Raw genomic sequence first — 20,680 nt, 5'->3', positions numbered from 1 at the left:
ATGGCGACGCTCATGCGCCCCGTCCGGTTGCCTGTCGGTCGGATTGGGCGCAATCGCCATCCGGCAAACGGTGCCAAAAAACAATAAAAGGGGTTAATGATGGGGCAACTGTCGCAATCACATGATTTAGGGGGCGGGCTGAAATCACGCCACGTCACCATGCTATCTATTGCCGGCGTTATCGGCGCAAGTTTGTTTGTCGGTTCCAGCGTCGCCATTGCCGAAGCGGGCCCGGCGGTTCTGCTTTCCTACCTGTTTGCCGGGTTATTGGTGGTGATGATTATGCGTATGCTGGCCGAAATGGCCGTCGCCACCCCGGATACGGGCTCCTTTTCGACCTACGCCGACAAAGCGATCGGTCGCTGGGCGGGTTATACCATCGGCTGGCTGTACTGGTGGTTCTGGGTACTGGTGATTCCCCTGGAAGCCAATATCGCCGCCATTATTCTCAACTCGTGGATCCCCGGCGTACCGGTATGGCTATTCTCGCTGGTCATCACCCTTGCCCTCACCGGCAGTAATCTGCTGAGCGTCAAAAACTACGGCGAATTCGAGTTCTGGCTGGCTATCTGCAAAGTTATCGCCATTCTGGCCTTTATCGTGCTGGGCGCGGTGGCCATCACCGGCTTCTATCCCTATGCCGAAGTGAGCGGGATTTCGCGCCTGTGGGATCACGGCGGCTTTATGCCTAACGGCTTCGGCGCGGTGCTCAGCGCAATGCTCATTACCATGTTCTCATTTATGGGCGCGGAGATCGTCACCATTGCCGCCGCCGAATCGGATACCCCGGATAAGCACATCGTTCGCGCCACGAATTCCGTAATCTGGCGCATCTCTATCTTCTATCTGTGCTCCATTTTCGTGGTCGTCTCGTTGATCCCGTGGAACATGCCGGGGCTGAAGAATGTCGGTTCATACCGTTCGGTACTGGAGTTACTGCATATCCCCTACGCCAAACTGATTATGGACGGCGTGATCCTGCTGTCGGTGACCAGTTGCCTGAACTCGGCGCTGTATACCGCTTCCCGAATGCTCTATTCCCTGAGCCGCCGCGGCGATGCGCCAGCCATAATGGGCAAAACCAACCGCAGTAAAACGCCGTATGTGGCGGTGCTGCTCTCCACCGGCGCGGCCTTCTTAACCGTGGTGGTGAACTACTATGCCCCGGCGAAAGTCTTTAAATTCCTCATCGATAGCTCCGGCGCCATCGCCCTGCTGGTCTATCTGGTCATTGCCGTATCTCAGTTGCGGATGCGCAAAATCCTGCTGGCGAGAGGCGGCGAAATTCGCCTTAAGATGTGGCTCTATCCGTGGCTCACCTGGCTGGTTATCGCCTTTATCACCTTCGTACTGGTGGTAATGCTGTTCCGTCCGGCGCAGCAGCTGGAGGTCATTTCCACCGGCGCGCTGGCGATCGCTATCATCTGCACGGTGCCGATTATGTCGCGCTGGAAAAAGCTGCTATTGTGGCAAAAACTGCCGCTACAAAATACGCGTTAACCCTGTTCCCGGCGCAGGCCGGGAAATGTATTCAGGAGCAAGACTATGACCGCCATTCCCCAAGCGACGGCCATTGATGGATACCGCTGGTTGAAGAACGACATCATCCGCGGCGTTTATCAGCCTGATGAAAAACTGCGTATGAGCCTGCTGACGTCGCGCTATGAGCTTGGCGTTGGGCCGCTGCGGGAAGCGCTCTCGCAGCTGGTGGCCGAGCGGCTGGTGACGGTGGTCAACCAAAAAGGCTATCGCGTTGCCTCAATGTCCGAGGCGGAACTCCTCGATATCTTCGATGCCCGCGCCAATATGGAAGCCATGCTGGTGCGCCTCGCCATTGAGCGCGGCGGCGATGAGTGGGAAGCCGAGCTGCTTGCCCGCGCGCATCTGCTTAATAAGCTGGAATCCAGCGAAGCTAGTGAGCGCTTACTCGATGAGTGGGATCAGCGCCATCAGGCGTTTCATACCGCCATCGTCGCCGGCTGTGGTTCGCAGTATTTACTGCAGATGCGCGAGCGGCTCTTCGATCTGGCGGCACGCTACCGCTTCATCTGGCTGCGCACCACCGTGCTGTCGGTAGAAATGCTGGAAGATAAACATGTCCAGCACCAGACGCTGCTGGAAGCCATTCTGGCGCGCGATGCCGAGCGAGCCAGCGCGCTCATGCGCGAGCACTTACTTACCCCCATCCCGATTATCCAGCAGGCGATGGCCGGCAAACTGCTGTCGCAGCAATCCTGATTCAGGCAGCGGGCTTTTTATAATACGGCAGTTGTGTGACCGGATACTCGTAGTGTTCCTCCACCACGCAACGGTCCGGCGTCGCCATTCCCGAGTAGAAGAAAAAGTACTCCTGACTGTCCGGGAAAAAGACCAGATCGTCACCGTTGCGAAAGCTGGTTACCCGATAGGGAATATGATTTTTGGTCTGCGCCTGACGCATGCCGGAAGCCACCTGGAAATGGTCGCCCCACTTCATGGTCGATAGCTGGTAATGGAAACGCGAGATGGTCACATTTTTGCGTAAAGAGCAGGATAATTTTACCGCTGTGCCGGCGAAAGCCGGAGAAAAGAAGAAGCTTAATAAACTGATAGATAATAGAAATTTCATGAAGGTCTTATAATTTTAGGGTCAATATTTGACGGTAACATGATTTGCCTGCGCAGACAGGGATCGCGGCGCATTTTCTTGCCGCCGCACCCTATTCCAGGAATATTCCTAATTATTCTCGCCGCGTAGCACCTCGCGAAAATGCATCACCAACGGGCGCTGGTTGGCTTTGTGCCATACCGCCCACAGCTGGGTCGAATAGCTCATCCACGGAATTTCCCGCAGCACGACCCCCTCAGGGGCGTTATGCCGCAGGCTGTTCTGGATCAGCGCCACGCCCAGTCCCGCCGCCACCAGCCCCAGGGCCGTTAATGGCTCTCCGGCTTCCAGACGAATATCCGGATTAAAGCCCGCACGCACGCAGGCGGCGACGAAATCATCGCGCGAATGGGCATCGTCGTTATGGATAACCGCGATCCACTGCTGATCGGCCAGCTGCGCAGGCTGCAAGTTTTCCGCAGCGGCCAGCGGGTGATTATGCGGCAAAGCCAGCAGCATCCGGTCATCAAGCACCTGGGTATACTCCAGATCCTGTTCGCCCGCCGAAGGCGGCATGTCCACCAGCGAGAAGTCCAGGCTGCGCTGGCGCAGGCCCTCAATCTGCGTGGCGGGCGGCTGGCTATACAGCGCAATATGCACGTCCGGGCGCGACGTTCGCAGGGTGCGCAGCGCGGTAGAAAGCACGCCCGAGTGCATGGCGTTTTCGATATAACCGATACACAACCCGCCATCTTCGCCGCGCCCCAGCCGTTTACCTAATGATTCGAGACGGTTGGCGTGGGTCAGCAACGAGCGCGTTTCGGCCAGAAACGTCTGCCCGTCCGCCGTCAGGCGAATACGCTGCTGGTTACGTTCAAACAGCATCAGCCCTAGGCGCTCCTCCAGCTGGGCTATCTGGCGGCTGAGCGGCGACTGTGAAATATGTAAGCGTTCGGCGGCACGGCCAACATGCTCCTCTTCCGCTACCACCACAAAGTACTTCAACTGGCGTAAATCAATCATGTGAGACCTCAAAGGACTTAAGTCAGACGAATTATGTCCTATCAAGTCATAACACCGCAAGGTATTGTGATCTCCGTCACAGGGCGACAGCACAAATCGCCCGCACAGAACCCTTCCCAGACGGGAACCCAATATCGAGGACATCTTAGATGAGCATCAAACATATTCTGCCAGGCAACATTGGTTTAGGCGGCGCGCCGCTGGGTAACATGTTCCGTAACATCCCGGAAGACGAGGCGCACGCCACCGTCGCCGCCGCCTGGGATCTGGGCGTTCGTTACTTCGATACCGCACCGCTGTACGGGTCCGGTCTTTCTGAAATCCGGATGGGCGAAGCGCTCTCGCAATACCCTCGAGACCAGTTCGTTCTGAGCAGCAAAGTCGGCCGCATCATGCTTGATGAAATGGAAGACCCGGCGACGCGTGATTTTGGTGAGAAAGGCGGTCTTTTCGAATACGGCCTGAAGAACAAAATCCTCAACGACTACTCGGCCGACGCCACCCTGCGTTCTATTGAAGACAGTTTAAAACGGCTGAAAACCGACCATCTCGACATCGTATGGATCCACGATCCGGCGCAGGATTTCTACGGCGACAGCTGGCTGGAGCAGTTCAACATCGCCCGTACCGGCGCCTTCCGCGCGCTGACCCGCCTGCGTGAAGAAGGCGTAATTAAGGCATGGGGGCTGGGCGTGAACCGCGTCGAACCTTGCGAATTGACCTTAGCGCTCGACGAGCCGAAGCCTGATGCGTTCCTGCTGGCTGGCCGCTACTCGCTGCTGGACCACAAACGCGCCCTGCAGCGCCTGATGCCGGAAGCGCTGGAACAGAATGTCGATATTGTCGTCGGCGGCCCTTACAGCTCGGGCGTTCTCGCCGGTGGTGAACACTTCGAATATCAGAAAGCCTCTGCGGCGATCCACCAGCAGGTGGCGCAGATCAAGGCCGTTGCCGCTCGTCATCAGGTGGACGTGAAAGCCGCTGCGCTGCAGTTTGCTCTGGCCCATCCGGCGGTGGCCGCCGTGATCCCAGGCTCCAGCCGTCCTGGCCGTATGGCGGAAGATCTGGCCGCGCTGAAAGCGACCATCCCAGCCGCTTTCTGGGATGAGATGCGCAGTCAGAATCTGGTGGCTGATAACGCGCCGCTGCCGATTCGTTAATTTTAGCGGGGCCGCAGGGCCCCTCTTAAAACAAGAGAGACAACATGAAACTGGATCTAACCCATAAAGTCGCCGTGGTGAGCGGCTCCACTTCCGGCATCGGACTTGGCATCGCTAAAGGCCTTGCTCAGGCGGGCGCGACCGTGGTCATCGTCGGCCGTCAACGGCGCGGTGTTGATACCGCCATGGCGGCAATTAATGCCGAACTCCCCGATGCGCAGCTGCGCGGGGTGGTCGCCGACCTCAGCACCGAGGAAGGCGTCAGCGCCCTGCTCGCCGCCGAGCCGCATGCTGATGTGGTGGTTAACAACCTCGGCATCTTTAACGATAAAGATTTCTTTAGCGTGCCGGATAGCGAGTGGATGCACTTTTATAACGTCAACGTGCTTTCCGGCGTGCGCCTGTCGCGCCACTACGCCCAGGGGATGATCGACAACGGCTGGGGACGCATTATTTTCGTCTCCTCGGAATCCGGCGTAGCTATCCCTGCCGACATGATCAACTACGGCGTGACTAAAAGCGCCAACCTCGCGGTCTCCCACGGGCTGGCGAAACGGCTCGCCGGTACCGGCGTCACCGTTAACGCCATTCTGCCTGGCCCCACCTTCACTGAAGGTTTGCAGGAGATGCTGGCGGAGGCTGCTATGCAGTCTGGCCGCAGCCCCCGTGAACAGGCTGATGAATTTGTGAAGACCGCACGCCCAAGCTCGATTATCCAGCGGGCGGCGGACGTCGACGAAGTGGCGAACCTGGCGGTATATCTCGCCTCGCCGCTCTCATCGGCCACCACCGGCGCGGCGCTGCGCGTCGATGGCGGCGTCGTCGACACCCTGGCAATGTAATTCTAATTATCTGAAATAAAGAGAGAAATAAAATGGCTACTACCACTGTATCTATCGAAATCCCGGCTACTGTCGACCAGGTCTGGCAACTGATGGGCGGCTTTGACTCGCTGCCCGACTGGCTGCCGTTCATCCCGAAAAGCGTGGTGAGCGAAGGGGGACGCGTGCGTACGCTGACCACATCCGATGGCGGCACGGTCATTGAACGTCTGGAAGCGTTTGATAACCGCCAGCGCAGCTATAACTACTCAATCATCCAGGCGCCGTTCCCGGTAGTGGATTACCTCTCCACTATCGCGGTAGTGGCAACTGCCGATAGCAATATCACCCGCGTTGAGTGGTCCGGCAGCTTCACGCCGGTTAACGTCAGCGACGCGGATGCCGAAGCGCTGTTCAGCGGTATTTATCGCGACGGCCTGCAGGCGTTGAAAAATAACTTTAGCGCCTGATTGTTGCCAGGAATGGCCGGGCCATTCCTTTTATGAACAAAACAAGAAAAGTCTATTGCCCGTTGCCCTCTTTTTCAGACAACGGGCGGGACATATCCTTTACGCCATTACGTTGCAACGGGCAACGTTAACGAAACAACTTACCAGGATTATGAACATGAAAACCGTATCGACTATTTTTTCCGCAGCCGCACTTTCACTTTTTGCCTTTACCGCTTCCGCGCATAGCGTGACTGCAACCGGTAATACGCTTGACTCCGCTGAAGCGGTGATTGCCAAAAAAGCGAAAGAGCTGAATGCGACTGATTATAAAATCACCAGCGCCCATATGGGGAATAAAGTGACGATGAGCGCTGTGTTAGATAAGTAATTACTTCTGTATTCCTGGCAGGAATTCATAAAAAATGATATCCCAGAACCGGGGCCAACTTTCGGCTCCGTTATTCCTCACGCCCGGATTATAAGTACCGGTGCGCTCTTATAAGCCGGCGTCAGGCTCTCTTTATCGACCGCATCCAACGACAGCAAAATATTGGCCTCCGGTAGATAAGCGGCAATCGACGACGCCGCCATCGGTACGATAAACACCGTCTGATTCAACAGCGCTTTCTCGCCGTCCGGTTCGCCCCGCGCATCCAGCGCCATGATATTGACCCGATCCCCCTGCCTCAACTGACGCTTACGCGCCTCTTCCTCACTGAGGAAGATAATATCGCGACGGCCGGTTACGCCGCGATAGCGGTCATCCATGCCGTAGATGGTGGTGTTGTATTGATCGTGGCTGCGGATGGTAGTCAATACCAGACTATCCACCGGTAGCGCATCATCAACGGCGGCCAGATTGCAGACGTGGAACGTCGCTTTACCCGATTCGGTACGGTATTCGCCACGCGAAGCCGGGTTATCAAGGCGGAAGCCACCCGGCGCGGCAATGCGCGCATTAAACTGATGGAATTCCGGGATCACCGCTTCAATCGCGTCACGGATCAGACGGTAATCACCCACCAACCGCTCCCAGGAGACTGGGCTATCCGGCAGCGTCGCGCGGGCCAGTCCGGCGACAATGGCCGGTTCGGAAAGCAGATGCGGAGAAGCAGGTTTCAGCGAACCGGTAGAGGCATGTACCATGCTCATTGAATCTTCGACGGTGATCGACTGTACGCCCGAGATTTGCAGATCGCGTTCGCTGCGGCCAAGCGCCGGGAATAAAAAGGTATCTTTGCCCGCCAACAGATGCGAGCGATTCAGCTTGGTGGCGATATGGACCTGCAGTTCCAGGCGGCGCATAGCCGGGAACGTACGCAGCGGATCCGGCATCGCTACCGCCAGATTACCGCCCATGCAGATCAGCCCGCGCGCGCGTTTATCCTCAATCGCTTTGATACTTTCGACCGAGGAACGGCCATGCTGGCGCGGCGCCTTGATGCCAAAGTAGCTCTCCAGTCGCAGATTAAACTCTTCACTCGGGGCTTCGTTAATGCCGACGCTTCTGTCGCCCTGCACGTTGGAGTGACCGCGCAACGGACAGATGCCCGCCCCTTTGCGCCCCATATTACCGCGCATCAACAGTAGATTAACCAGTTGTTGTACGTTCTGCGTGCCGTTGCGATGTTGAGTGATACCCAGACCGTAGCTAATGATCACCCGCTGATGACGGCTGTAGATCCCGGCGAAGTATTCGACCACTTCGCGTTTAACCCCCGCACCGCGCTCGATATCGTCCCACGATAGCGCTTCAAGATCGGCCAACAGCGCCGGATAGCCCGAAGTGTGCCCGGCAATAAAGTCGTGATGAATGACCGGATGCTGCGCATCTAAGGCCAACAGCGCTTTCATCGCCCCGCGGAAGAACCAGGCGTCGCCGCCGACGCGGATCTGGAAATAGTCGCTGGAAAGGTCGGTATGCTGACCTAACAACATATCGGACGGCGACTGCGGAAAACTAAAGCGTTCCAGACCACGCTCACGCAGCGGATTAACCGAGATAATTTTACCGCCGCGCTGCGCCACTTCCCGTAGCGTAGAGAGCATTCGCGGATGGTTCGTACCGGGGTTATGACCCACGCAAATCACCAGATCGGCCGCCTCGAAATCGCTAAGTTCAACGGTTCCTTTACCAATACCAATAGACGAGCCCAGCCCCGTGCCGGTGGGACTATGGCACATGTTAGAGCAGTCAGGGAAATTGTTGCTGCCATATTCCCGGGCATACAGTTGATAGAGAAACGCCGCTTCGTTGGAGGTGCGTCCCGAGGTATAAAACTCCATCTCGTCCGGCGCAAAACCACGCATGACCTCGCCGATTTCGGCAAAGGCCTGTTCCCAGGCGACCGGTTGATAGGTATCGCTGATGATGTCGTACTTCATCGGATGAGTGAGACGACCGTAATTTTCTAGCTCATAATCACTGCGCTGCCACAGTTCCGCAAGCGTATGATGAGCAAAGAATTCAGGCGTCGCTTTCTTTGCCGTTGTCTCCCACGAAACGGCCTTGACGCCGTTTTCGCACAGCTCCATCGGCGAGCGGTGTTCCGGGTCCGGCCAGGCGCAGCCAGGGCAGTCAAACCCTTTAACCTGGTTCATTTTAAATAGCGCGATGGTATCGCGCAGCGGCGTTTTTTGCCCCAAAACGTGGGTGGTACAAGCTTTAACGGCCCCCCATCCGCCGGCGGCTCCGGCGTATTGTTTCAGGCCTCGGGTATTATTAGTCATCAGAATACATCAGCGTTATTTTCAATCGCTCTTTATTAACACAGCGTTTCTGATGTGCTGATTCCCACCATGGAGTAACGGTAAGCGGATAAATAATAAAAAAGAAGTAGAATTATAATTCGAATAGCGCTCAGCATTAATCAAACACGAATTAACCATTAACAAACAAATAGTTATATTTATTTAAAGCATTGTTTCAGGCTGTAATATGTCACCCAAATATCATTACATGGTAAACAGAACGTAAAACCACAACAGTAGCCCCCCAGGAAGGGGTAAATAATATTTTCGTTTAACTACCTACTATATTGCCGCCTCGTATAACGAGAGGCGGATTGGTGCGGCGGTTATTTACAATTGGTATCGATTTTTATCGGACGGTGCCTGCGGCAACAGGCACCGGGGAGAAATTACGCGCGCAGGCGAACCGGTTCACTGAAATCGTCAGCCGGTTCGAGTTTGAGATTGAACGTTGTCAGCAGCGCCGCGGCGCGCTCGTGGAACTCACGCAGCGTTTTTTCGAGTCTTTCGCGAACTTCAGGGTCGTCGATAGCGACCGCCTGCCAGTTACCCTCTTTATCAAACAGGCCGAACTGGTAGCTATAAGTGAAACGAGATTCCTGCGCTTCCATTTCCATCCACCAGCCCCAGAATTCCCGCTTCTCCGGCGCTGGTTTAACGTTGACGCAAACTGCCAGGCAGTCGAAAAAAAAGCGGTTCTCTTCACACTGCCCTTCACGGATATAGGGGCCTAGCGCCGTGAATTTTTTAATCAGCTTACTTTTCAGGTGTCCACTCGGTAACGTCATTGCGATCTCCTTTAGTGATGCAACTGTTTTACCAAACCAATAAAATTTAGCAATATATTAACCAAATCTATGGTTGATCCAGCGGGCAATCTGACGCAATGCGTGATCGAAATTACGGTAAACCGGCTTAAACGGTATCTCCAGCAGCTTGCCATCCGCCGAGGAGGAGGTGATTAACCGCGACTCCTCTTCGGGGCTAAAGGGATCATCTTTCCAGTAGCCGGAGAGCATCGGCGTAGGGCAACGGCGGCCCAGCAAGCCCTGAGTTTTTAATGAATAACGGTTAAGTTCGACGCGCAGCGCTTCGTCGGAAGCATCGTGCATGCCAAGACGCGATGCCAGCACATCGAGGAACATCTCCGGCACCCGCGCCATCAGCTGCGGATCCACCAGCAGGTTGTGCACCACCGGCCCCAGACAGGCCACCGCCTTCAGCCGCTGCGACTCCAGATACCCCAGACGAACCGCAATATTGGCGCCGAAGCGGAAACCAAATGCCGCCACCCGGGTATGGTCAACCCAGGGGACATTCTGCAGATGCTGTAGCACGTACTGATGCAGCATGCTGGTGTCCTGGCTCAACGTCCACTTGGTTGAGAAACCGATGGACGGCATGTCCAGCGTCAGCATGGCGATCCCCAGCGGGGCAAAATACTTCTCATACAGGCTGTAATAATCGGTTTGCAGCGAATCAAGACCGCCGCACATCAGCACCGTCGGAAACGGGCCTTCGCCTTTCGGCATATGCAGGAAGCCCGTCACCGGGGCGCCGCCGGGGATAGCGAATTCCAGTTCCCGCAGCTCGCCCGGCAGACGTTGCGCCGCCTCTTCATAGGCGCGATTGGCCAGCGTCTGCGCCTGATCGGCCAGCCCATCGCCCTTGATATGCGGGTAGGCGGCGATGCTATAGAGGTTGGAGGCGTGCAGCCAGTGGCGACCGCTCTGCAAAGGATCGGCTTCCTGAGTCGCTTTTTGCTGCCACATCATCGCTTGTTTAGTCCACTCATACACCCAGTTGCCGCCGCGATAGCCAATCACCGTATCGTAGAGCTCCGGGTCGGAGCGCTCGGCATCGCTCATCACGATGCGCGCCTGGACATCCCATATCTCCTGCGGCGAGACGCCGCGCCAGATCCACATCAGGCGATTGATTAAGCGATACCAGTGGTCGACGTGATTACCGCTCAGCGCGGTCTGCATGCCCTGATGCTGGCCGGATGAAAACCGACGGACCAGCGTTGAGGTTTCCGGATATTTGAATCGGGGTTTAAACAACGTTTCGCTAAGGTTAGCCTGTGACATGTGCCGCCTCCATCATGTTGCTGCTTTCGCTATTGTAACCCGCGTCAGGGTAAAAAAAACCACGCCCGGCATAACCGGGCGTGGTAATTATTCACGATTGGCGGGAATTAACGGCCAGCGATTGGCGGGACGAAGACGACGCCCATATCCCACGGCTGTTCAATCCAGGTATCCTGCGGGATATCAACCACATAATCATCAACCAGCGGACGTCCCGCCGGCTTAGCGAAAATGGTGACAAAGTGCGCTTTAGGATACATTTCGCGGATAGCGACGGCGGTGCCGCCGGTATCGACCAGGTCATCAATAACGATGAAACCTTCGCCATCGCCTTCAGCGCGCTTCAGTACTTTCAGTTCGCGCTGGTTGTCGTGATCGTAGCTAGAGATACATACGGTATCAACATGACGAATACCCAGTTCACGCGCCAGTAAAGCTCCCGGTACCAGACCGCCACGGCTAACGGCAATGATGCCTTTCCATTGTTCAACCGGCAGCAGACGGCTTGCCAGTTTGCGGGCGTGAATCTGCAACATGTCCCAGGTGACGACGTATTTTTCGCTCATGTGAATTGTCCCAGCCTGTGTATAACGGCTTAAATATTGTTCGAAGGGGAAAATGGTTGCGCGAGATTATAGAGACCTGACGCGCTAAAAACCAGTATTAAGCGCCTCCGGCAACGCTTTTTGCGTGCTTTACACTAGCAGAGCGCGCGGAAAGTGGTATTCTCAACCACATCGCGCAAGCCCGAGCTTGTAGTGAATCTTATTGCTAACCCTCGACCTGTAAACGACTTTTGCAGGTGACTGTAAGGAGACTCATCGTGTCTGAATTGTCTCAATTATCCCCGCAACCGCTTTGGGATATTTTTGCCAAAATTTGCTCCATCCCACACCCGTCCTATCACGAAGAACAGCTCGCCGAGCACATCATGGGTTGGGCAAAAGAGAAAGGTTTACACGCGGAACGCGACCAGGTTGGCAACATTCTGATTCGTAAAGGCGCGACCGCCGGTATGGAAAACCGCAAGCCGGTAGTTCTGCAGGCGCACCTCGATATGGTGCCGCAGAAAAATAACGATACCGTCCACGATTTCACCAAAGACCCGATTCAGCCGTACATCGACGGCGAGTGGGTTAAAGCGCGCGGCACCACCCTGGGCGCGGATAACGGCATCGGTATGGCCTCCGCGCTGGCGGTGCTGGCCGACGATAGCGTTGCCCACGGCCCGCTGGAAGTGCTGCTGACCATGACCGAAGAAGCCGGCATGGATGGCGCGTTCGGTCTGCAGGCTAACTGGCTGCAGGCGGATATCCTGATCAATACCGATTCGGAAGAAGAAGGCGAAATCTACATGGGTTGCGCCGGCGGTATCGATTTCACCTCTAACCTGGCGCTGACTCGCGAAGCGATTCCTGCCGGTTTCCAGAGCTTTAAACTGACCTTGAAAGGGCTGAAAGGCGGACACTCCGGCGGTGACATTCACCTTGGTCTGGGCAACGCCAACAAGCTGTTGTCGCGCTTCCTCGCCGGCCACGCCGATGAGCTGGATCTGCGTCTGGTCGATTTCAACGGCGGTACATTGCGCAACGCCATCCCGCGTGAAGCATACGCGACCGTCGCCGTGGCTGCGGATAAAGCCGATGCGCTGAAAGCGCTGGTGAGTACTTATCAGGCGCTGCTGAAAAACGAGCTGGAGGCCAAAGAGAAGAACCTGGTGGTGCTGCTGGAAGCGGTCGATAACGGCAAAGCGGCGCTGGCTAAGGCTTCCCGCGACGGTTTCATCCACCTGCTGAACGCGACGCCGAACGGCGTGATCCGCAACTCCGACGTCGCCAAAGGCGTGGTTGAAACCTCGCTGAACGTCGGCGTTGTCACCATGACCGACGACAACGTACAGATCCACTGCCTGATTCGCTCGCTGATCGACAGCGGTAAAGACTACGTCGTCAGCATGCTGGATTCGCTGGGCAAACTGGCCGGGGCGAAAACCGAAGCCAAAGGCGCTTACCCAGGCTGGCAGCCGGATGCCAACTCTCCGGTTATGCACCTGGTGCGCGAGACCTATCAGCGTCTGTTCAACAAGACGCCGAACATCCAGATTATCCATGCTGGTCTGGAATGCGGTCTGTTCAAAAAACCGTATCCGGACATGGACATGGTCTCCATCGGCCCAACCATTACCGGCCCGCACTCTCCGGATGAGCAGGTTCATATCGAGAGCGTCGGCCAGTACTGGACGCTGCTGACCGAGCTGCTGAAAGCCATTCCGGCGAAGTAAGCCATACACCGGCGGCCTACCGTTAATTTGTTCACCACGCCGCCTCAAAATCCCCGGTGGCGCTACCGCTTACCGGGGCTACAGTAATGTGCAGTTTGGTAGTCTCCGGGAAAATCCCTGGCGGCGACTGGACCGCAACAGACTCTTAGCGTTTTGAGATAAAGGCTTTTCTCAAGCTAAAAAAGTCGCAAACCGATAACAGTATCTATTCAGCCTTACCCGAACCGCGTTTTTCCATTCGATAGTTGGTGAACCACTCTCCACGCGATTCTACTCGCTGCTCAGCGACGACACGAAATCCCTGACGAAGAAAACTGAATCGTGCCGTTATGCTCGCATCAACCGACAATATCTTTCCCGGAAGGCTGGCGCAGACCGCCCCGATGAGCGCATGACCGATTCCACGACGGGTATAATCCGGCGAGACGAAAAAGAGGTCGATATAATCATTAACAACAGTGATAAATCCAACCGGCTGATTATCAATAACCGCCACCAGCACTTGCGAATCGGCAAGTTTCTGCCGCCAGCGGGATTCATCAACCTGCGCCCAGGCGGCAATTTGCGCGGGAGAATAATCCCGGCTGGCGGTCTCTTTAACCGCACGCAAAAAAATGGCGCACAGCGCCGGAAAATCATCTTCTAAATACGCCCTGATCGTTAACATCGTTATAGTCCAAGTACCAGTTGTCGTTCAAGCTGTGGGTCGAGCAGAGTTACGTGTAACCCCACCAGCCGCACGCCGCGGCTGCCCCGACGCTCAAGCCAGGCGTTGCGCGCGGTCGCGATTAAATCCTCTTTGTTTAACCGCGGCCAGACGTGCTCCTGAGTAGTGAGCTGGAAATCGTTAAACTTCAGTTTGATGCCCTGACGCGCGATCAGTAGATCCGGTTTTACCTTCGCCAGACGGCGTTCCAGCTCGGGATAGAGATTTTCGATAATCGCTTCGCAGTCTGACCACTCATGAATATCTTCCGCCAGAGTGCGCTCGACGCCGACCGATTTACGCTGACGATCGTTATGGATTTCGCGCTCGTCAATGCCGTGGCTGCGCTCCCACAGAATACGGCCAAACTTACCAAAACGTTTAAGCAGCATCGCCAGATCGCTGTTTTGCACGTCGCCACAGGTACGCAGCCCCATATTTTCCAGCTTCGCCGCCGACACCTTCCCGACGCCGGGAATTTTCGCCAGCGGCAGAGACCGCACAAACTCCGCCACCTGATGCGGGGCAATGACGAACTGGCCATTCGGCTTGTTCATATCTGAGGCAATTTTCGCGAGGAATTTTACCGGCGCCACGCCCGCTGAAGCGGTGAGATTCAGTTCACGCTCGATGGTCTGGCGGATCTCCTGGGCCATCAGCGTGGCAGAGCCGTGGCAGTGTACGCTGTCGCTCACGTCAAGGTAGGCTTCATCCAGCGACAGCGGCTCGATTAACGAGGTATAGCGGGAGAAAATTTCGCGGATGTGGTTCGAGGCTTCTTTGTAGGCATCAAAGCGCCCCGGCAGCAGCGTGAGGTGCGGACACAGTTTAAGCGCCGTCGCCGTCGGCATCGCGCTGCGCACGCCAAACTTACGCGCAGGATAGTTCGCGGTACTAATCACGCCACGTTGTACCCGACTGCCGCCGATTGCAATGGGGATATCGCGCAACGCCGGGTTGTCACGCATTTCCACCGCTGCGAAGAAGCAGTCCATATCGACATGGATAATTTTACGCATCGCCTTGCCCAACACTGTATACCCATACAGCATAGCAAAACTACACGCAAATTTTATTCTTTTTTTAATTCAACCGCCAAAAAAGCTGTTACAACATAAAAGTGAAACAAATCACCTTTATTTTCATACATTTAAATAATGAATCAGGAAGATACAATCATGAAGAAAATACTCACGGTACTCTGTCTGCTGGCGACCGGCAGCGTTTTCGCCAATCCGCAGCTGATTGCCCACCGCGGCGGTACCGGCGATGCGCCGGAAAACACCCAACCGGCCATCAAACTGGCGCTGGAAAATCACGCACAGGCCATCTGGATTACGGTACAGCTAAGCCGCGATGGCGTACCGGTGCTCTATCGCTCAAGCGATCTCTCCGCCCTGACCAACGCCGAGGGCAAGGTCTCAAGCTTAACCGCCGCCGAGCTGGCAAAAGTCGATGCCGGCTGGAAATGGGGCGATGACAGCCATCCGTGGCGCGGCAAGCAGGCCACGATCCCGACCTTACAAAGCGTGCTGCAGCAGTGGCCGCAGACCTTCTTCTACATCGATATAAAATCACCGGATGCCGATCCGGCGGTGATGGGCGAACGCCTGCTGGAGGTGTTAAAAAATACCCATAGCCTCGACCGGGTACGGATTTATTCCACCGAAGACCGCTATATCGCCGCTCTGCCGCAACCGATCCCCCGCTTTGTTAGCCGCAGCGAAACCCGAACCAGGCTTGCAAACGTTTCGCTCAGCCACCAGTGCCAGCAAGACAGCCAGCGCGACGGCGATAAGTGGTACGGGCTGGAACTAAAGCGCAAGGTGGAGGTAGTCGAGAAGTTTACCCTGGGTGAAGGCGTTTCTCCGGCGACGCTCACCTGGGATAAAGAGGCGATGGATTGCTTCCGCTCGCAGGGCCAGGCCCACATCATTTTCTTCGGCATCAATAGCGCGGAAGATTATCGAACGGCGAAAGAATTAGGCGCCGACGGCGTGATGGTGGATTCTCCGGCGCAGGCGAAAAACTGGCAGTAAGATAAAAAAGGCCGCGAAAGCGGCCTGAAAAACGCAAGCGTAGCGCCGTCGGCGCATTAGAGAATGCGCTGCTGCTGGCGCTGCGCCTCGCGGGCGAGACGTTTCTTACGCGCATCGCACGGTTCCGGACAGTCGCAGACTTTCTCCAGCCCCAGCGAGGAGATCCCGCCGCAGCTGCCTTGAATACTCTTACGCTTCACCAGGTAGCCCAGGGACATGCCGAGGATCACCAGCGCAAAAATCACAAAGGTCGCGACAAATACCGTCCACATCATCAGCCTCCAAAGTCGTCGAGCATGATGTTCTCATCTTCGACGCCCAGATCTTTGAGCATTTTAATCACCGCGGCGTTCATCACCGGCGGCCCGCACATATAGAACTCGCAATCTTCCGGCGCCGGATGGTCGCGCAGATAGTTTTCATACAGAACATTATGGATAAAGCCCGTATGCCCGGTCCAGTTATCTTCCGGCAGCGGATCGGAGAGCGCGACGTGGAAGGTAAAATTGGGGTTTTCGCGCACCAGCTGTTCAAACTCATCGTCATAGAACATTTCGCGCAGCGAACGCGCGCCGTACCAGAAGCTGATTTTACGCGTGCTGTGCAGGCGCTTAAGCTGGTCAAAGATGTGTGAACGCATCGGCGCCATGCCCGCTCCGCCGCCGATAAACACCATCTCGGCGTCGGTCTCTTTGGCAAAGAACTCGCCAAACGGCCCGGAAATCGTCACCTTATCGCCAGGCTTCAGCGACCAGATATAGGACGACATAATCCCCGGCGGCGCATCCGGTACCTTCGGCGGCGGCGTGGCGATACGCACGTTGAGCATAATGATGCCCTCCTCTTCTGGGTAGTTAGCCATCGAGTAGGCGCGCAGGGTCGGCTCTTTCACCTCAGAGACATAGCGGAACAGGTTGAACTTATCCCAGTCTGAGCGATATTCATCGGGAATATCAAAGTCGGCATAGGCCACTTTATGCGACGGGCATTCGATCTGAATATAACCGCCGGCGCGGAACGGCACCGCTTCACCATCCGGCACCCGTAATTTGAGCTCTTTAATGAAGGTCGCTTTGTTATCATTAGAGATAACCTCGCACTCCCATTTTTTCACGCCGAAAATCTCTTCCGGCAGCTCAATTTTCATATTCTGCTTCACCGCCACCTGGCAGGCCAGGCGGCACCCTTCTTTGGCTTCGCGTTTGGTGATATGCGAAAGCTCTGTCGGCAGAATATCGCCGCCGCCTTCTTTGATGGTCACCCGGCACTGGCCGCAGGAGCCGCCGCCGCCGCAGGCGGAAGAGACGAAGATACCGTTGCTGGAGAGCGTGTTCAGCAGTTTGTCGCCCGCCGGCGTGCGGATCTGTTTATCCGCTTCGTTATTGATTTCAATAACCACGTCGCCCGCGTTCACCAGCTTCGAGCGCGCCACCAGAATAAGCCCCGACAGGACCAGCACGATCAGCGTGAACATCACCACGCCAAGAATAATTTCCATACTTTTCCGCCCTTATAGCTGCACACCGGAGAATGACATAAAGCCGAGCGCCATCAGTCCGGTGGTGATAAAGGTGATCCCTAACCCGCGCAGACCGGCGGGCACGTTGGCGTACTTCATTTTTTCGCGGATCCCCGCCATCGCGACAATCGCCAGCATCCAGCCGATGCCGGAACCAAAGCCGTAAACAATCGATTCCGGGAAGTTGTAATCGCGCTGCACCATAAACGACACGCCGCCGAAAATAGCGCAGTTAACGGCGATAAGCGGCAGGAAGATCCCTAACGCGTTATAGAGTGCCGGGAAGTACTTATCGAGGATCATCTCAAGTATTTGCACCAGCGCCGCAATCACCCCGATAAAGGTGATGAAGTTAAGGAAGCTGAGGTCTACGCCTTCCATCAATGCGCCGTCGCGCAGCACCAGGTTATAGACCAGGTTGTTGATCGGTACGGCAAGACCCAGCACCACCGTGACCGCAACGCCGAGGCCAAACGCGGTGGAGACCTTTTTCGACACCGCGAGGAAGGTACACATCCCGAGGAAGAACGCCAGCGCCATGTTCTCAACAAACACCGCGCGGACAAACAGGCTAATGTAATGAGCCATGATCGGTTACTCCTTTTCCTGCTGTTCAGGCTTCCAGCTACGCAGGGCCCAAATCAGCAAACCGATAATGAAGAACGCGCTCGGCGCCAGCAGGAACAGGCCGTTCGGCTGATACCAGCCGCCGTTCTGCACCGTTTCCAGTACGGTGATACCGAACAGCTTACCGCTGCCGATAAGCTCGCGCAGGAAACCGACGATAATCAGGATCGCGCCGTAACCGAGACCGTTACCGATACCATCCATAAAGCTGGCCAGCGGCGGCGATTTCATGGCATAAGCTTCGGCACGCCCCATCACGATACAGTTCGTGATGATAAGCCCGACGAACACCGACAGCTGCTTAGAGGTCTCATAGGCGAAAGCCCGCAGCAGCTGATCCACCACGATAACCAACGAGGCGATGATCGCCATCTGCACGATGATGCGCACGCTATTGGGAATATGGTGGCGAATCATAGAGATAAACATGCTGGAGAACGCCGTTACCAGCGTCACCGCAATGGTCATCACGAAGGCGGTTTCCAGTTTGGTGGTCACCGCCAGCGCGGAGCAGACGCCGAGCACCTGCAGGGCGATGGGGTTATTGGCGATAAGCGGCCCCACCAGCACGCGCTTCACCTCTTTCATATCGCTCTGTTCAGCCATTATTCAGCTCTCCCTCACGAACCTTTTTCAGGAACGGACCAAAGCCCAGTTCGCCCATCCAGAAATCAAAGCTATGCTGCACGCCGTTTGACGTCAGCGTGGCGCCGGATAAACCGTCAACCGCGTGGAGATCGCCTGCGCGCGCGCCGCCTTTTACCACCTTCAACGACGGCATGCCGTTGTCATCCAGCACCTGCTTACCGACAAACTGCTGACGCCAGTTCGGGTTTTCCACCTCGCCGCCCAGCCCCGGCGTTTCGCCCTGATCGTAGTAAGTAATGCCTTTCACCGTGCGCCCATCGACGTCCAGCGCCACGAAGGCGTACATCATTGACCACAGGCCATTGCCATAGATAGGCAGCACGACTTCCTGAATCTGCTGCTGCGCGTCACGCACCAGGTAAATTTCCGCCAGGTTGCTGCGGCGTTTAATCCCGGCCGGATCCTGGCTGGCGTCGAGCGCGATACTCTGCTGCGGATCTTTCAGCGCCTGAGCCTGATTAAATTTGCCCGGGTCTTTATCCAGCAGTTCGCCGGTCGCCAGATTGACCAGCCGCGGGGTAATGCGCGCGGCGAAGGTTTCCGCCACCGCGTCAGCATCCATCCCCTGCTGCATCAGGCCGGCGACGGCCAGGATATTGCGCTGTTTATCCAGCGCGCGTTGTTCCTGCTGACGCGACTTGAGGCCCACGGCGGAACCGGCGACCACAATGGAGCACACCAGACAAAGCACCAGCACCACCAGCAGCGTTTTGCCGATGCTATCGTTACTTTTCTTCTCAGCCACGCGACTTCCTCCGCTTGATATTGGCCTGCACCACCAGGTAATCGAACAGCGGCGCAAAGAGGTTGGCGAACAGAATCGCCAGCATCATCCCTTCCGGATAGGCCGGGTTGACGACGCGAATCAGCACGCACATCACGCCAATCAGCAGGCCGTAGCTCCATTTACCTTTATCGGTAAAGGAAGCCGATACCGGGTCAGTCGCCATAAACATCATGCCGAAGGCGAAACCGCCGAGCACCAGATGCCAGTACCACGGCATCGAGAACATGGGGTTGGTATCAGAACCGATGAAATTAAACAGCGTAGCGGTAGCGATCATACCGACCATCACCCCGGCGACGATGCGCCAGGAAGCGATACGGGCAAAGATAATGAACGCGCCGCCGATGAGGATCATCAGCGTCGACACTTCGCCAATCGAGCCGGGAATGTTGCCGAGGAAGGCGTCCATCCAGCTCACCGGGATGCCGGTGGCGACGTTAACCAGCGCTTCACCGCCGCCGCTGGCCCACTGGGAGAGCGGCGTCGCGCCGGAAAAACCGTCCGCCGCCGTCCATACCAGGTCGCCGGAAATCTGCGCCGGGTAGGCGAAGAACAGGAACGCGCGCCCCGCCAGCGCCGGGTTGAGGAAGTTGCGCCCGGTGCCGCCGAAAATCTCTTTGGCAATTACCACGCCAAAGGAGATCCCCAGCGCCGCCTGCCATAGCGGCATCGTTGGCGGCACAATCAGCGCGAAGAGAATTGAGGTAACGAAAAAGCCTTCGTTGATCTCATGTTTGCGCACAATCGCAAACAGTACTTCCCAAAAACCGCCGACGATGAATACGGTGAGGTAGATAGGCAGGAAATACACCGCCCCCAGCGTCATCATGCTAAGCCACCCGGCATCGGCGCTGAAGCTCACCCCTAACCACTGGGCAACGCTATAGTGCCAGTTGTTGGCAATGACCTGCTGCAGCTGTTCGGCGCCATATAGCTTGTGCAGCGCCGGAATTGTCTGCAAGCCGACGTTGTACATGCCCCAGAACATCGCCGGGAACACCGCAAACCAGACGAGGATCATCATCCGCTTGAGGTCAATGGCGTCACGTACGTGCGCGGCGCCGCGGGTGACTAAACCCGGGGTGTAGAAGATCGTCGCCGCCGCTTCATACAGCGGGTAATATTTTGCTAACTTGCCGCCGTGGGTGAAATGCGGCTCAAGTTTCTCAATCAGGTGCTTTAAGCCCAT

At 56.2% G+C, this 20,680-nt stretch carries 22 protein-coding genes; 8 read left to right on the top strand and 14 right to left on the bottom strand.

Going from position 1 to position 20,680, the window contains the following annotated elements; translation table 11 throughout:
* Nucleotides 1-99 precede the first annotated feature (99 nt).
* Complete coding sequence (gabP, locus tag ABLV08_RS03755) at nt 100-1,500, top strand: GABA permease (RefSeq protein WP_045380860.1); 1,401 nt, start codon at nt 100-102, stop codon at nt 1,498-1,500.
* 45 nt (nt 1,501-1,545) lie between these two features.
* Nucleotides 1,546-2,238, top strand: a complete 693-nt coding sequence (csiR, locus tag ABLV08_RS03750; RefSeq protein WP_015368060.1) for a DNA-binding transcriptional regulator CsiR — start codon at nt 1,546-1,548, stop codon at nt 2,236-2,238.
* Between the two features lies 1 nt (nt 2,239).
* Here the strand turns inward: csiR and ABLV08_RS03745 are convergent, their stop codons facing one another.
* On the bottom strand, nt 2,240-2,608 hold the full coding sequence (locus ABLV08_RS03745) for a hypothetical protein (protein ID WP_045380858.1): 369 nt from the start codon (nt 2,606-2,608) through the stop codon (nt 2,240-2,242).
* A 108-nt stretch (nt 2,609-2,716) separates the two neighbouring features.
* Nucleotides 2,717-3,610 (bottom strand): LysR substrate-binding domain-containing protein, encoded by an 894-nt coding sequence (locus tag ABLV08_RS03740; RefSeq protein WP_047040554.1) that lies wholly within the window; start codon nt 3,608-3,610, stop codon nt 2,717-2,719.
* A 149-nt stretch (nt 3,611-3,759) separates the two neighbouring features.
* Here ABLV08_RS03740 and ABLV08_RS03735 point away from each other — a divergent pair, with 149 nt between their 5' ends.
* The 4 genes from ABLV08_RS03735 (at nt 3,760) to ABLV08_RS03720 (ending at nt 6,431) form a co-directional block, all read left to right on the top strand.
* Nucleotides 3,760-4,770 (top strand): aldo/keto reductase, encoded by a 1,011-nt coding sequence (locus ABLV08_RS03735; RefSeq protein WP_049047569.1) that lies wholly within the window; start codon nt 3,760-3,762, stop codon nt 4,768-4,770.
* A 44-nt stretch (nt 4,771-4,814) separates the two neighbouring features.
* Nucleotides 4,815-5,612: an SDR family oxidoreductase gene (locus ABLV08_RS03730; protein WP_045380855.1), complete on the top strand. Its 798-nt coding sequence runs from the start codon at nt 4,815-4,817 to the stop codon at nt 5,610-5,612.
* Between the two features lie 32 nt (nt 5,613-5,644).
* Nucleotides 5,645-6,061: an SRPBCC family protein gene (locus tag ABLV08_RS03725; RefSeq protein ID WP_348855582.1), complete on the top strand. Its 417-nt coding sequence runs from the start codon at nt 5,645-5,647 to the stop codon at nt 6,059-6,061.
* Nucleotides 6,062-6,218: 157 nt separating this feature from the next.
* Entirely contained in the window at nt 6,219-6,431 is a 213-nt protein-coding gene (locus ABLV08_RS03720) for a DUF1471 domain-containing protein (RefSeq protein ID WP_045388411.1), read from the top strand.
* 77 nt (nt 6,432-6,508) lie between these two features.
* Here the strand turns inward: ABLV08_RS03720 and ABLV08_RS03715 are convergent, their stop codons facing one another.
* From ABLV08_RS03715 to gpt, 4 genes are all read right to left on the bottom strand, one after another.
* On the bottom strand, nt 6,509-8,773 hold the full coding sequence (locus tag ABLV08_RS03715; protein ID WP_348855581.1) for an FdhF/YdeP family oxidoreductase: 2,265 nt from the start codon (nt 8,771-8,773) through the stop codon (nt 6,509-6,511).
* A 410-nt stretch (nt 8,774-9,183) separates the two neighbouring features.
* Nucleotides 9,184-9,582, bottom strand: a complete 399-nt coding sequence (crl, locus tag ABLV08_RS03710; RefSeq protein WP_045380819.1) for a sigma factor-binding protein Crl — start codon at nt 9,580-9,582, stop codon at nt 9,184-9,186.
* Nucleotides 9,583-9,639: 57 nt separating this feature from the next.
* Nucleotides 9,640-10,884, bottom strand: a complete 1,245-nt coding sequence (gene frsA, locus ABLV08_RS03705) for an esterase FrsA (protein ID WP_015368041.1) — start codon at nt 10,882-10,884, stop codon at nt 9,640-9,642.
* A 107-nt stretch (nt 10,885-10,991) separates the two neighbouring features.
* Nucleotides 10,992-11,450: a xanthine phosphoribosyltransferase gene (gene gpt / locus ABLV08_RS03700; protein ID WP_002889733.1), complete on the bottom strand. Its 459-nt coding sequence runs from the start codon at nt 11,448-11,450 to the stop codon at nt 10,992-10,994.
* Between the two features lie 257 nt (nt 11,451-11,707).
* Between gpt and pepD the strand changes: the two genes are divergently transcribed.
* Entirely contained in the window at nt 11,708-13,165 is a 1,458-nt protein-coding gene (gene pepD / locus ABLV08_RS03695) for a cytosol nonspecific dipeptidase (protein WP_032712675.1), read from the top strand.
* A gap of 205 nt (nt 13,166-13,370) precedes the next feature.
* Here pepD and ABLV08_RS03690 read toward each other — a convergent pair whose 3' ends face one another.
* The gene (locus tag ABLV08_RS03690) at nt 13,371-13,832 is read right to left on the bottom strand and encodes a GNAT family N-acetyltransferase (RefSeq protein WP_077204116.1); all 462 of its coding nucleotides are present in this window, start codon (nt 13,830-13,832) and stop codon (nt 13,371-13,373) included.
* A gap of 2 nt (nt 13,833-13,834) precedes the next feature.
* On the bottom strand, nt 13,835-14,890 hold the full coding sequence (gene dinB, locus ABLV08_RS03685) for a DNA polymerase IV (RefSeq protein WP_015704475.1): 1,056 nt from the start codon (nt 14,888-14,890) through the stop codon (nt 13,835-13,837).
* A gap of 159 nt (nt 14,891-15,049) precedes the next feature.
* On the opposite strand from dinB, the gene ABLV08_RS03680 reads away from it, so the two are divergent.
* Entirely contained in the window at nt 15,050-15,910 is an 861-nt protein-coding gene (locus ABLV08_RS03680) for a glycerophosphodiester phosphodiesterase family protein (RefSeq protein WP_063402672.1), read from the top strand.
* A gap of 56 nt (nt 15,911-15,966) precedes the next feature.
* Here the strand turns inward: ABLV08_RS03680 and nqrM are convergent, their stop codons facing one another.
* The 6 genes from nqrM to ABLV08_RS03650 are packed head-to-tail and all read right to left on the bottom strand — an operon-like array spanning nt 15,967 to nt 20,680.
* Nucleotides 15,967-16,182, bottom strand: coding sequence for a (Na+)-NQR maturation NqrM (nqrM, locus tag ABLV08_RS03675; protein ID WP_015368113.1), 216 nt, complete (start codon nt 16,180-16,182; stop codon nt 15,967-15,969).
* A gap of 2 nt (nt 16,183-16,184) precedes the next feature.
* Nucleotides 16,185-17,408, bottom strand: a complete 1,224-nt coding sequence (gene nqrF / locus ABLV08_RS03670; RefSeq protein ID WP_049053753.1) for an NADH:ubiquinone reductase (Na(+)-transporting) subunit F — start codon at nt 17,406-17,408, stop codon at nt 16,185-16,187.
* Nucleotides 17,409-17,420: 12 nt separating this feature from the next.
* Nucleotides 17,421-18,017 (bottom strand): NADH:ubiquinone reductase (Na(+)-transporting) subunit E, encoded by a 597-nt coding sequence (nqrE, locus tag ABLV08_RS03665; RefSeq protein WP_015368115.1) that lies wholly within the window; start codon nt 18,015-18,017, stop codon nt 17,421-17,423.
* A gap of 6 nt (nt 18,018-18,023) precedes the next feature.
* Entirely contained in the window at nt 18,024-18,662 is a 639-nt protein-coding gene (locus tag ABLV08_RS03660; protein WP_002889716.1) for an NADH:ubiquinone reductase (Na(+)-transporting) subunit D, read from the bottom strand.
* Nucleotides 18,655-19,449, bottom strand: a complete 795-nt coding sequence (locus ABLV08_RS03655; RefSeq protein WP_015704472.1) for a Na(+)-translocating NADH-quinone reductase subunit C — start codon at nt 19,447-19,449, stop codon at nt 18,655-18,657. The genes ABLV08_RS03660 and ABLV08_RS03655 overlap by 8 nt, the downstream gene beginning before the upstream one ends.
* The gene (locus ABLV08_RS03650) at nt 19,442-20,680 is read right to left on the bottom strand and encodes an NADH:ubiquinone reductase (Na(+)-transporting) subunit B (protein WP_047057051.1); all 1,239 of its coding nucleotides are present in this window, start codon (nt 20,678-20,680) and stop codon (nt 19,442-19,444) included. The genes ABLV08_RS03655 and ABLV08_RS03650 overlap by 8 nt, the downstream gene beginning before the upstream one ends.

The organism is Klebsiella sp. CN_Kp088 (assembly GCF_040064335.1).
GTDB lineage: Bacteria > Pseudomonadota > Gammaproteobacteria > Enterobacterales > Enterobacteriaceae > Klebsiella > Klebsiella aerogenes.
The sequence above is the reverse complement of the archived record's forward strand: the minus strand, read 5'-3'. Positions and strand labels throughout refer to the sequence as shown.